Origin of the sequence: Cnuella takakiae (assembly GCF_001953305.1) — a bacterium.
In the GTDB taxonomy this organism is placed as follows: Bacteria; Bacteroidota; Bacteroidia; order Chitinophagales; family Chitinophagaceae; genus Flavisolibacter; species Flavisolibacter takakiae.
On sequence record NZ_MTFE01000010.1, the window covers coordinates 4,109,430 to 4,121,467 of the forward strand.

The 12,038-nt window shown below is 50.8% G+C and carries 11 protein-coding genes; 6 read left to right on the plus strand and 5 right to left on the minus strand.

From position 1 onward, the window contains the following. Positions 1-198 precede the first annotated feature (198 nt). Positions 199-1,089 carry an aldo/keto reductase gene (locus BUE76_RS17625; RefSeq protein ID WP_073043286.1) on the minus strand — a complete coding sequence of 297 codons (891 nt, stop codon included), beginning with the start codon at positions 1,087-1,089 and terminating at the stop codon, positions 199-201. A gap of 153 nt (positions 1,090-1,242) precedes the next feature. Beyond that, positions 1,243-2,577: a Gfo/Idh/MocA family protein gene (locus BUE76_RS17630; RefSeq protein WP_073043288.1), complete on the minus strand. Its 1,335-nt coding sequence runs from the start codon at positions 2,575-2,577 to the stop codon at positions 1,243-1,245. 179 nt (positions 2,578-2,756) lie between these two features. Between BUE76_RS17630 and BUE76_RS17635 the strand changes: the two genes are divergently transcribed. The 3 genes from BUE76_RS17635 (at position 2,757) to BUE76_RS17645 (ending at position 6,762) form a co-directional block, all read left to right on the plus strand. Continuing rightward, entirely contained in the window at positions 2,757-4,148 is a 1,392-nt protein-coding gene (locus tag BUE76_RS17635; RefSeq protein ID WP_073043290.1) for a 3-keto-disaccharide hydrolase, read from the plus strand. Between the two features lie 106 nt (positions 4,149-4,254). Next, positions 4,255-5,610 (plus strand): Gfo/Idh/MocA family protein, encoded by a 1,356-nt coding sequence (locus BUE76_RS17640; protein WP_073043292.1) that lies wholly within the window; start codon positions 4,255-4,257, stop codon positions 5,608-5,610. Between the two features lie 114 nt (positions 5,611-5,724). Further along, positions 5,725-6,762: a DUF6807 domain-containing protein gene (locus BUE76_RS17645; RefSeq protein ID WP_073043294.1), complete on the plus strand. Its 1,038-nt coding sequence runs from the start codon at positions 5,725-5,727 to the stop codon at positions 6,760-6,762. A 413-nt stretch (positions 6,763-7,175) separates the two neighbouring features. Here the strand turns inward: BUE76_RS17645 and BUE76_RS17650 are convergent, their stop codons facing one another. Further along, positions 7,176-7,499 (minus strand): hypothetical protein, encoded by a 324-nt coding sequence (locus BUE76_RS17650; protein WP_073043296.1) that lies wholly within the window; start codon positions 7,497-7,499, stop codon positions 7,176-7,178. 92 nt (positions 7,500-7,591) lie between these two features. On the opposite strand from BUE76_RS17650, the gene BUE76_RS17655 reads away from it, so the two are divergent. From BUE76_RS17655 to BUE76_RS17665, 3 genes are all read left to right on the plus strand, one after another. Continuing rightward, positions 7,592-8,170, plus strand: coding sequence for an RNA polymerase sigma factor (locus BUE76_RS17655; RefSeq protein WP_073043298.1), 579 nt, complete (start codon positions 7,592-7,594; stop codon positions 8,168-8,170). Continuing rightward, positions 8,167-8,517, plus strand: coding sequence for a hypothetical protein (locus BUE76_RS17660; protein ID WP_073043300.1), 351 nt, complete (start codon positions 8,167-8,169; stop codon positions 8,515-8,517). The genes BUE76_RS17655 and BUE76_RS17660 overlap by 4 nt, the downstream gene beginning before the upstream one ends. Positions 8,518-8,593: 76 nt before the next feature. After that, positions 8,594-9,013, plus strand: coding sequence for a DUF1810 domain-containing protein (locus tag BUE76_RS17665; protein WP_073043302.1), 420 nt, complete (start codon positions 8,594-8,596; stop codon positions 9,011-9,013). 41 nt (positions 9,014-9,054) lie between these two features. Here the strand turns inward: BUE76_RS17665 and BUE76_RS17670 are convergent, their stop codons facing one another. Together BUE76_RS17670 and BUE76_RS17675 are read right to left on the minus strand one after the other, a co-directional pair. Further along, positions 9,055-10,425: a Gfo/Idh/MocA family protein gene (locus BUE76_RS17670; protein WP_073043304.1), complete on the minus strand. Its 1,371-nt coding sequence runs from the start codon at positions 10,423-10,425 to the stop codon at positions 9,055-9,057. A 296-nt stretch (positions 10,426-10,721) separates the two neighbouring features. After that, positions 10,722-11,591, minus strand: coding sequence for a class I SAM-dependent methyltransferase (locus BUE76_RS17675; protein WP_073043306.1), 870 nt, complete (start codon positions 11,589-11,591; stop codon positions 10,722-10,724). Positions 11,592-12,038 lie beyond the last annotated feature (447 nt).

Consider the following 12,038-nt stretch of genomic DNA (forward strand, 5'->3'; position numbering starts at 1 on the left):
TGAATTTAGATACTTTTTCCGGAAGTAGCAGCAGGCAAAAGCGCTAAAACAAACAGTAAGCTGGCAAACGCTGCCTTGCAATCGTTCACAAGTGCAGCTATACTTTGTAAGCTTGCGTGTTACAATTATTGGTATTTACTATACATAAAATAACAAAGCAGCACCGGGGTGCTGCTTTGTTCATGGTCCACTCCTATATCAGGAAACATTCCTCGACGCTGCATACAGCTCGTACCAGTCCTGGTGATCGAGGTCGATGGTAAATGCCTGGGCAATATTGCGCATCCGCTGTTCATTGGTAGTACCAATCAGGGGCAATGCGCCCAACTTTACCAGCCATGCCACGGCAATGGATTCTGGATCGCTGTTGTACCGTGCTGCCACTTCCTCCAGCTTTTCCCGCACGTGGGTAGCCAGCATATCGGCGCCATGCGCAATGCGGCCACCTGCCAGCGGTGCCGATGCCAGCGGACGCATGTAGCGCTGCTTGATATAATCGAGCTGGCCATTGTCGAGAGCTGAAGTGTTAAGCAGGTTCAGTTCAATATGATTGGTAACAATGGGTATGCGCAGGTAAGAGGCCAGCAGCTGGTGCTGGAATACCGAAAAGTTTACCACACCGATATTCTTCACCTTACCTGAGTCGCGCAGTTGCTCCAATGCAAGTGCTGTTTCTTCGAGGTTGGAGATGGGATCGAGGTGGTTGAGCAAAAAAATATCGATGTAATCGGTATTGAGGTTGCGCAGCGATGACTCCACGCACGCACGGATATGCTTGCTGCTGGTATCGTAATGCTTGATGCGCACACCGGGCTGGCTTTCGTGCGGCACCCGCAGCCCGCACTTGGTAAACAGCACCACATCCGACCGTTTGAAAGACCTGCGCTTCAGGGCTTCACCAAACAATGCCTCGCACTGGTAGTTGCCATAAATATCGGCATGATCAAAAGTATTGATGCCCAACTCCAGGCACAGGTTAACGATGCGCTCCATATTCGCCGGTGCATCGGTTATATCATTCCAACGATAAAATCCATAAACTGCTTGTGATACCTTGGGGCCTGAGTCGCTTAAATAAATTTGTTGCATGCGCTTGTATTTTGATCTGTATGATTGCGGCTATTTTTCACTAAAGTTATGCCCGGCAGTAAAAGACAAAAATGTTTTTGCCAAAAGATACTGCTACAGAACGGGCAACCATTGAAAAACATTAGTCCCAACCATCCCCTCTTCGATAGCTTTTCAGCTCAGCCTGGTCGGTAATTTCCAGCCGTTGTGGTATTCGGGGGTAACCAGCTTATTGGCTTTTGCCGAATCAAAACTATTGCTGCCAGCGTTCCAAAAAATCTTTTCGCCGGTACGCTGGGCTATATTGCCCATGTGGCTGTTGATGGCAACCCGGGCGCCCGCTTCAATAGGACAGGCTAGCTGGCTGTACTGTCTTGACTTTACCACATCGATGAAATTGATCGTGTGCTTATCCAAACCATTATCGCTTTGCTTCTGCCAATCTACTACCGGTATCCTGGATTCGTTTTTCACCATTGCCGGTTTTACTTCCCAGCCGCTGCGGTTCAGCACCAGGGTTCCGTTTTCACCAAAAAATGCAATGCCGTGGTTTAGTCCAAATAAACCGGAACCTGCACCCATGCTGTGCTCCCAGGTCATCAGGAAATCGCCGTAATCGTAAGTAACGATCTGGGTATCGGGTGTTTCGCGGGCATCGGCAGGAAACATGTGCTTGCCACCAGAAGCAATTACCGATTTGGGTGCTTCCACCTGCATGCCCATCAGCACCATGTCAATGAGGTGCACTCCCCAATCGGTCATCAGCCCGCCGGCATAATCGTAAAACCAGCGAAACTCGTAATGAAAGCGATTCTTATTAAATGGCCTTTTGGGTGCGGGCCCCAGCCACATACTATAATCAACGCCCTGCGGCACGGCACTATCGGGTACAGGTTCCAGTGGCGTGGTACCGGTTCGGTACATCCAGGTCTTGGTCATGGTAATCTTGCCCAGCTTACCCGAATGCACATAGGCAATTGCATTTTTGAAATGATCCTGGCTGCGCTGCCACTGGTTTACCTGCACCATGCGGCCACTGCGTTTGGTGGCATCCACCATCAGTTGCGCTTCGCGGATGGAGTTGGCAGCGGGTTTCTCTACATACACATCTTTACCAGCGGCAACAGCATTGGTCATCTGAAGGCAGTGCCAATGATCGGGTGTGGCAATGATCACCACATCCACATCTTTGCGGTCCAGCACCTTGCGGTAATCGGTATAGGTATCGGGCCTGAGGTTGATCTTGTCGAGGTCGGCCTTGCGCTGCGCAAGCACGTTCTGGTCAATATCGCAAAGGGCCACACAACGCACTTCGGGGATTTTGAGCATGGAAGTAAGATCGCTCCACCCCATACCCTTGCAACCTATGAGGGCGGCATTGATCACATCGTTGGAACCAACGGGTTTGCGGTAAGCTGCCAGCAAATCCATTGGAACGGCGGCAAGCAGGCAACTACCTGCGGCCGTGAGCGCCGATTGGCGGAGGAAAGTTCTTCTGTTCAATGGCATAGTCGTTCGTTTGTGAAAAGGTAAACCATTCTGGCAGCCGCTGCCGCCAAAAATTCCGGAATCGATTGCGTAGTTTTTATACAGCTATTCCTTTGTATATCCTTCATATGGGTTAATTTCCACCAGTATTGAACAGTATTGCAATACTGTTCTACCGCTCACTAACAATTGCCGCAATAATGAAGAAAACCCTAACGCTTACCGCGCTGCTGTTTGCGGTGCTGGTAACCGTAGCCCGACAACCCCAACAAGCCGTATGGAAGCCACTATTCAATGGCAAAGATCTCAGCGGATGGAAACAGCTCAATGGCAAGGCCCGCTACACCATCGAAAATGGTGAGATCGTTGGCACTACCGTTTTTGGCGAGCCCAACTCTTTTATGGCCACAGAAAAAGACTACGGCGATTTTGTGCTGGAACTGGAATACAAAGTAGACAGCACCATGAACTCGGGCATCCAGTTTCGCAGCCTCAGCAAACCCGATTACCAAAACGGCCGGGTGCATGGTTACCAGTTTGAGATTGATCCTTCGCGCCGCCGCTGGACAGGTGGCATTTACGACGAGGCCCGCCGCGACTGGCTCTATCCCATGGACCTCAACCCTGCCGCCCGCAATGCGTTCAAACAAAACCAGTGGAACAAGGTACGCATCGAGTGTATCGGCAACCATATCCGTACGTTTATCAACGGCGTACACGCCGCCTATGTGATTGATGATGTTACCCCCCAGGGATTCATTGCCCTGCAGGTACATAGCATTGGCAAAAAAGAAGACGAAGGCCGCCAGATCCGCTGGCGCAATATCCGCATCCAAACCGAAGGGCTGAAGCCTTCGCCCATCAACGATGTATTCGTGGTAAACCTGCTGCCCAACAACCTGTCGGAGCAGGAACAACGCAATGGCGTAAGCCTGTTGTGGGATGGCAAAACCACCAATGGCTGGCGTGGTGCGCACAAGGATAAATTCCCGGAGCGCGGTTGGGAAATAAAAGATGGCGAACTGAGCGTGCAGCCTTCAGGTGGCGCGGAAAGCACCAATGGCGGGGATATCGTTTCCGAAAAACAATTTGGCGCTTTTGTACTCCAGTTTGATTTTAAACTAACCGAAGGCGCCAACAGCGGCGTAAAATATTTTGTTACCGAAAAAGAACAAAGCAGCGGCTCTGCCATTGGCCTGGAATACCAGGTGCTGGACGATGCCAAACACCCCGATGCCAAGCTTGGCGCCGCCAACAACCGCACGCTGGCATCGCTCTACGATCTTATTCCCTCAAACCGTGAACCCCGTGCCCGCCGCAAGATCGGCGAATGGAACCGCGGCATGGTGGTGGTGTACCCCAACAACAAAGTGGAACACTGGCTCAATGGCTGGAAAGTGCTGGAATACCAGCGCGGCACGCCCACTTACGATGTGCTGGTAGCCCGCAGCAAATATGCCAACTGGCAGCAGTTTGGTATGGCGCCACAGGGCCGGATCCTGCTCCAGGATCATGGCGACAAAGTATCGTTCCGCAGCATCAAAATACAGGAACTGAAAGCAGGCGAAGAACCGGCCTGCGACTGCAAATAAGTTTGGGATTTGGTGTTTGGTGTTTGGAGTTAACAGCCAAACCCTTAGCTCCAAACACCAAACTCCCAACACTAAACCCATAACTCCAAACTTCAAACCTTGTCATATGTCATCCCGCAGAGACTTTATAACAAAATCGTCCAAGGCCGCAGCAGGCCTGTACCTGGGCACCATGGGAATGAGTGCTAAAAGTTATGCCCGTATCCTGGGCGCCAACGACCGCGTTAATGTTGGCGTAGTTGGTTATAGCGACCGTTTCAGGCAATCCCTGTTGCCCTCTTTCCTCAACCACCACAAAGAACTCAACTTCGATATTGTAGCTGTTTCGGATATCTGGAAAATGCGCCGTGAGGAAGGCAGTGCGGCGCTCAAGGAAAAGATTGGCCACGATGTAAAAGCCTGCGTGAACAATGACGAGTTGTACCGCATGAAGGACCTCAATGCAGTGATTGTTGCCACGGCCGACTTCCAGCATGCCCTGCATACCATTGAAGGGGTGAAGGCAGGCTGCGATGTGTATTGCGAAAAGCCTTTTGCCGAAACCATGGACGATGCCAATGCCGCCCTTGATGCGGTAAAGGCCTCCGGAAAGATTGTGCAGATCGGTTCTCAACGCCGCAGCGGCCGCAACTATAAAAAGGCCGCCGATTTTGTACAAAGCGGCAAGTTTGGCCCCATCACCATGGTGGAACTTACCTGGAACGTAAACCAGCCCGGCCGCTGGCGCCGCCCTGGCCTGCTCGACAAAATCAGGCAGGAAGACACCGATTGGAACCGCTTTTTGATGAACCGTCCCAAGGAAGCCTGGGACCCGCGCAAATACCTCGAGTTCCGCCTGTTCTGGCCCTACTCTTCCGGCCTGCCCGGACAGTGGATGAGCCACCAGATTGATACCGTGCATTGGTTCAGCGGCCTGGCGCATCCACGCAGCGTGGTAGCCAATGGCGGCATTTATATGTGGAAAGACGGACGCCGCAACTGGGACACCCTCACTGCCGTATTTGACTACGGCCCGCAAAACCAGCAGGACGCAGGCTTCCAGGTAACCTTTGCCTCGCGCATGCACAACGGCGACGAACGCCCCGCCGAACTCTATTTTTCCAATGGCGGAGAAATGAACCTGATCACCAACAAGGTATCGCCCGCCGGCGGCCTGCGGGAAAACTTTGCATCGGCCATGAATATGAAGCCCAACCTCCTGCCCGAGATGAGCCTCGCAGTAGATGATGTGGCAGCCGTAGCTTCGGCCAATACCGGCGGCGACCCGCTGACCAGTGCGCACATGCGCAACTGGATGGAATCGGTTCGCGACCGCAAACAACCCAACGCTCCTGTTGAAGCCGGTTACAACCACTCCATAGCCTGTATCATGACCACGGCCGCCATCCGCACCGGTGAAAAGGCCACCTTCGATCCTCAAAAAAGACAGGTGGTTGCGGGGGGAAAGGTGTTTAAGTATTGAGCGCAATTGAGGAATGGACCATAGATGATGGACCATAGACCATCATCTATGGTCCATTATCTATGGTCCGATTTCAAGCTAACCTATTAGCGATAGAACTCGCCACATACAATCATGAAAAAACTATTACTCTTATTAAGCATACAGGCTTTGGCATTGGGCGGCTTTGCCCAGCAAAAAGGCTTCAGTTTTGCGGAGCATAAAGACAAACAGCAGGTAGACCTTTTGCTCAATGGCAAAATGATCACCGCCTATTGCTACTACGACTCGGCAAAGAAAGGGTTCCTTTGGCCCATCAACACCGTTGACGGCATTACCGTAACCCGTGGATACCCCTTTGCACCGCGTGCCGGTGAGCGCACCGATCATCCGCATCACCAGGGCTTGTGGATGAATTACGAAGCTGTGAACGGGCTGGATTTCTGGAACCACTCCACCGCCATTGCTTTCGACAAACGCGATAAGTATGGCACTATTCTGAACCACAAAATTGTGGATAAGAAAACGGGGCCGGAAGGCGCTACACTTGTTACCACTGCCGACTGGGTGCGCCCCGATGGACACGTACTGCTGAATGAAAGCACAACCCACCGGTTTACCACGAAAGGCAACCAGCTGTTTATTGACCGTATCACCACGTTGAAAGCAAACGACCTGGACGTGGTATTTAAAGATGTGAAGGATGGCTTTATTGCCCTGCGTGTAGCCCGCGAACTGGAACTGCCTTCGCAGCAGGCTGATGTATTTGTGGATGCCAATGGCATTAAAACGGCAGTACCTAAGATCAACAACGAAGGTGTAACCGGCAATTACCTCACCTCTGAAGGCGTGAGCGGCGATGCCTCCTGGAGCACCCGTGGCCGCTGGACGGCACTGCATGGCAAGAAGGATGGCAAGGACATCGTGATCGCCATTTTCGATCATCCTTCCAATGTGGGCTACCCCGCCTACCGCCATGCCCGTGGCTATGGCCTGTTTGCCATCAACCCGCTGGGCCAAAAAGTATTCAGCAATGGAAAAGAAGAACTCAACCTGACGCTGAAACCCGGTCAATCCACAACCTTCCACTACCGGGTGCTGGTATCATCGGGCGAACCGGTGAATGCAGCTGCACTCAATGGCATAGCAGATGCTTTTGCAAAAGAGCAGTGAGCTTGGTTGCAAAATGCAAGTTTCAGGATGTAGAAATTGACCAAAGTGGCACTGCAAAAATGAAACAGGTGATAGAAAAAAACTAAAACAGAGCCTGCAGCAATGCAGGCTTTTTTATACGGCCGGTTTGTTTGCAGGCGGATGAATCCTATACCGTTCGTTTCCTGCTGGACTGAGCCATTGATTATGATACCAGCAACAGCAATTGGCAACTTATTATTGGAATGAGCCCACGGTTTCAACCGTGGGAAAGTAGCACTCATGCAATTGATACCAAACCGTTTCAACGGTTTCAATAAGCCCCTGCATTCATCATGGTTGTGCAAACAGATGCGTTAAAGCTAACCGCTTATAACTTCTTCCACGGCTATCTTGAAATTGGCTTAAGCGCTGTACCTGCTTGTTGCAACAGTTCAAAAGCGCTTTTGCATCCGCGCTTTTTTCACCACGCCATAAACCACCAGACCTGCGCCTGCAAACAGTGCACCCAACAAAGGACCATAACCACCCGGCATCCAGTCGCCCACCATCAAACCCAGGGCAATGCCACCGGCAATAATACCCACCTGCGGCCAGAAATCACTCCGTGCAAGATTGGGGTCCATCCCTTTTTCAATGAGCGCAAGCCGCTCCCGGTTGCGGGCAGTGATGTACAGGTAAAAGATGGCTACAATACTCAACAGCACCAGCACTACCACTAAAACCATCAGGATGGGGGAAACGAAATTGTTGTTCATGGCATTTGTTTTTCGTTAGACAGTTGGCAGCAATGAAATGGTTACAAAAATTTTTTTGTAACCTTCGGTACCATTTATCTTGTCTAACAAAGGTGACCCAACAGGAAGAGCATATCATCATCAGCAAGGTGCTTGCCGGCAACAGCGAAGCTTTTGCATCGCTGGTATATGCCTGCCAAGATCTTGCGGTGATCACAGCTTACAATATCCTGCTCAACCGCGAAGATGCCGAAGAAATAGCACAGGACGCTTTTGTGCAGGCATACCAGTCGCTTGCCAGCTTCAAAAAGGAATCGCGGTTTTCATCCTGGCTTTATCGCATTGTGGTAAACAAGGCGCTGAACAAAAAGAGTATAAAAAGGCACTACACCATTGCCATTACCGAAACGGATGGCGGAACGGTGGCAGGCGATCTCGCAGGTGATTTTGTTTTTCCACAAGGAGCCGAAAACAGGAAGTACATACAGGCCGCCTTGCAACAACTCCAGTTTAACGAAAGGCTTTGCCTGACCCTGCACTACTTAAATGAATTTTCCATTCCCGAAATCAACCAGCTCACCAACCTGTCGCAGGCCAACATAAAAGTGCTGCTGCACAGGGGCCGTAAAAACCTGTACGGCATTTTAAAAAGCCTGCTCAAAGACGAACTAACCCAACTGAAACAGCCATGAAAAACGATGATCCAATAAAAAAGTTACTGGCCAACAGTACCGAGGGGGCCCCTCCAAACTTCCTGCAATCGGTGATGAACCGGGTGCAGCAAACATCAACCTATGTGCCCCTTGTGCCGGCCGGCATCCGCAATCATTTCCTGTTAGCTTTTGCAACCATTGCCGCGGCGATTGTAATCATCTGCATATTGGCGCTGCTTGCAGGCACCCCCATTCCCGGCTGGTTTGCAAACCTCCGTTTTAAAGAATGGGAAGGGCAACAAATTCTTTACTTTACCCTGCTGTTTTCCGTATTGGGCACCGGTTATTTTTGGATGCATTTCCGCTCAATCAGGAAAGGATCATAAGCAAATTCAGCAGCACCACTTTGGGTTAAGGCACTGCAAACAACAGCATGTTGCTTTCCTGAAATAAATCTTTTGCATGCCACACGACCTTCAACGATTCATCGATGCGCAGAAAAACGTTTACCAACAGGCATTATTAGAAATATCCGGCGGCCGGAAACAAAGCCATTGGATGTGGTTCATCTTTCCACAAATGAAAGGATTGGGCCGCAGCAGCAATGCGCAGTATTATGGCATCGGCAGTTTGGAAGAAGCAAGTGCATACATTGCACACCCGGTACTAGGCACCCGGCTGGTGGAGATTTCAAAAGCGTTGCTGCAATTACCACAGCATGATGCCCGTGCCGTGCTGGGCAGCCCCGACGACCAGAAACTGCGCTCTTCCATGACCCTGTTTGCACAGGTACCCGGCGCCGATCCTGTTTTTGGGCAAGTACTGCAAACTTATTTCGGAGGCCGGAAGGACGAACGCACGATTGAATTACTGCAGGCATAGACCATGGTCCATCGTCCATGGACCATGGTCTATGCCTGTACTTAACTGATTGCTTTAAATGGATGCGTATAGCCATCACGGTACTTGCGGGCCAGCAGGGCGGTGGCTTCTGCATCGTTTACCACTACTTTTTTTACCGGGTCGTACACCAGGGGCCGGCCACCCAGCTTCATGCTGATATTGGCGAGGATGCAACTGGCGGTGGAAATATGCCCTTCTGCAACATCGGCAACAGGCCTGCCGCCTTTCTCTATAGCATTTATAAAATTGCGCATATGCCGCCGCGTAGCCGATGCGGTATGCAGTTCGATATCTTTTTCTTTTAAATCTTCAGGATATTTTTCTTTTTCAAACAACGGCGTACCGGTAAGCTTTTCGCCTTTTTCATTGGGAATAAACTCGTATTTAAAAACACTGCATTTCAAGGTCCCCTTCTCGCCATACAGGATATAAGCCCAGGGATATTCGGGGTCGGCAGGCGGCCCCCAGGAGCGGTGCTGCCATACGCAGTTGAGATCGTCGTAAGCAAAAACGGCGTGCTGCGTATCGGAGGTATTGCTTTTGGCGGCTTTGTCCACATAAATGCCGCCGTGCGAGGTGATGGATTTGGGCCAGCCCAGTCCCAGCATCCAGCGGGTGGCATCAAACATGTGTACACACATATCACCCACGATGCCATTGCCATATTCCATAAAAGCACGCCACCAGCCCCGGTGCGGCATGCCATCAAAAGGACGCAGCGGCGCAGGGCCCGTCCAGGCATCGTAATCCAGATGGGCAGGCACGGGTTGCACCGATGGATTGCTGCCGTTGCGCATGTGGTAGTAGCAGCACATGTCTACATGGTGCACCTTGCCCAGCATACCGCTGTCGATGATCTTCTCCTTGGCTTCCACCAGGTGCGGCGTACTGCGGCGCTGCGTACCAATTTGCACCACGCGGTTGTAATTGCGGGCGGCAGCCAGTATGGCCTCACCTTCCAGCACATCTACCGAAATGGGTTTTTGCAGGTAAACATGCGCACCAGCCTTGATGGCATCAATGGCCTGCAGGGCATGCCAGTGGTCGGGTGAACCAATTAATACGATATCAGGTTTTGTTTCCTGCAGCAGCTTGCGGTAGTCCGTGTATTGCTTGGGTTCTTTTTTTGATGCCTGTCTTTGTGCCACCAAACCTGCAGCTTCGGCAAGCATATTTTTATCTACATCGGCAAGTGCCACCACATCTACCGGCGCTACCTGTATCAGTTTAAACAAATCGCTTTTACCATACCAACCAGAGCCGATAAGGGCAACACGATAAGGCGGTGCGGCAGCAAAGCGCTGCATGCCACTGGCTCTGATGGCTGTAAGGGATAATGCGGCGGCGGCACCTTTGAGCAGGCTGCGGCGGTGAACAGACGGCACGGGCATATAGCAAACATTTAGACTACGTCTAAAATAAGCAAAGCATCAGAAAGGCCGGCCACAATCTTATTGCACATACACAAAATGTTGCGGCAGTAGAACAGCTATCAACAACTTTGCTGCGAAATGGGAACTGCCACAGCGATATGCATAATAAACTTTCTCCAAACAACGGCAAGACAGGGAGCCCTATAAAGCAAGGATCAAACAGCAGATCAACTCCTATTCGCGAGGTCACATGATGCAACAAAAAACGCCATTTCAGGCGCAGGAAATGCTAGAGCTACTGGCGAATACTCGTTTTAAAGCTTCCTAGCCAAACACATCAGGGTCAGCGCACTGCCATCATGCGCAGGATTTCGCCCAGACAGCAGATTGCCGATAAGATATTTTAACTCCGGCTTACCCTTAACACCGTTGAATACCGCTGCCCCTGAAGTATGGTTATGCGGGAAGACATTTACCCGGAAACCCAGTGGCTCTAGTGTATTATGGAAAAAAGCCTTGGTAACACCATGCCCGGGCTTGTGGTGAATTTCGGATGCCAACGCCCATCTCTGCTGGTTATCGGCCTTATGAAAACCCCTTTTGGCAATCTTGTACAAAAACAAACGAGCATCCCACAATAAACGCGCAGGGCCTCTGTAATTCCAGGCACTCAGTTGGGGGTCGTGATCCGTTACCAGTAACCCACCGGGTTTTACCAGACGTGCTGCTTCTTTGAGCACTGCTTCCATATCCTCGCAGTGGTGAATGGCAGCGTTCAGTACTGCCACATCGGCAAACGCCGATTCAAAAGGGAGGTTGGTAGCATCTGCAAGAACAGGAACATAACCATACTTCTGGGCAATCTGGAGCGAGGTGGCTGCAACATCCACGCCTATCAGTAGTTTAGGTGCTCCGCCAAGCGATGCTGCAATATTACCCGGTCCGCAGCCAATGTCAACCACAATCTTGCCATCCCAATTACCCACAGCAGCCTTCCACCTGCTAATGAATTCATCGCTCCGGTGGCAATACTTGAGGTACTCGTCGGCCCACGCATAATTACCAAAGTAGTAGGCGTTAGCCTTCAATCCTTCGGTCCAGTTTACAACGGGGAATTCGAGGCAGGATGCCGTTTCGTTTAGATTGATACCGGTTTTGAGAAAAGGCTTGACATTGTTGTACATGATTGAATGGCTTTATAGAAATATAAAACCTATCGCCAACAATTCATTACTATCAAAATCAATATTCATTTTACGGTTACCCGCCACAATTAGTAGCTATACTTGCCTGTACCCTGGCAGGATGTGCAGGAGTATAAAGCAATACAAATGCTGCAGTTCTGGAAATAGAGCAAAGAAACTGCAGGCAGTCCTGCTGGTTGGGCTGCGGGTGGTGCAACCAGCGGAGAATACATGCAATACAAGTATACAAGGCGCATACGAAGCGTATACATAACTATTAACAAAACAACCAGGTGCAGAGAACAACCCATCACAAAAAATGGTATGCAGCGTGAAGCGAATACCCTTAAAACGAAAAAGACCCGCATTGCTGCAGGTCTTTTTTGGTACCGCGTACGGGATTCGAACCCGTATCGCCTCCGTGAAAGGGAGGTGTCCTAGCCCTTA

Bases quoted from the DNA above. Each gene is read 5' to 3' on its own strand.
- BUE76_RS17625 (WP_073043286.1), bottom strand. From the start codon at position 1,089: ATGCAACAAATTTATTTAAGCGACTCAGGCCCCAAGGTATCACAAGCA.
- BUE76_RS17630 (WP_073043288.1), bottom strand. From the start codon at position 2,577: ATGCCATTGAACAGAAGAACTTTCCTCCGCCAATCGGCGCTCACGGCC.
- BUE76_RS17635 (WP_073043290.1), top strand. From the start codon at position 2,757: ATGAAGAAAACCCTAACGCTTACCGCGCTGCTGTTTGCGGTGCTGGTA.
- BUE76_RS17640 (WP_073043292.1), top strand. From the start codon at position 4,255: ATGTCATCCCGCAGAGACTTTATAACAAAATCGTCCAAGGCCGCAGCA.
- BUE76_RS17645 (WP_073043294.1), top strand. From the start codon at position 5,725: ATGAAAAAACTATTACTCTTATTAAGCATACAGGCTTTGGCATTGGGC.
- BUE76_RS17650 (WP_073043296.1), bottom strand. From the start codon at position 7,499: ATGAACAACAATTTCGTTTCCCCCATCCTGATGGTTTTAGTGGTAGTG.
- BUE76_RS17660 (WP_073043300.1), top strand. From the start codon at position 8,167: ATGAAAAACGATGATCCAATAAAAAAGTTACTGGCCAACAGTACCGAG.
- BUE76_RS17665 (WP_073043302.1), top strand. From the start codon at position 8,594: ATGCCACACGACCTTCAACGATTCATCGATGCGCAGAAAAACGTTTAC.
- BUE76_RS17670 (WP_073043304.1), bottom strand. From the start codon at position 10,425: ATGCCCGTGCCGTCTGTTCACCGCCGCAGCCTGCTCAAAGGTGCCGCC.
- BUE76_RS17675 (WP_073043306.1), bottom strand. From the start codon at position 11,591: ATGTACAACAATGTCAAGCCTTTTCTCAAAACCGGTATCAATCTAAAC.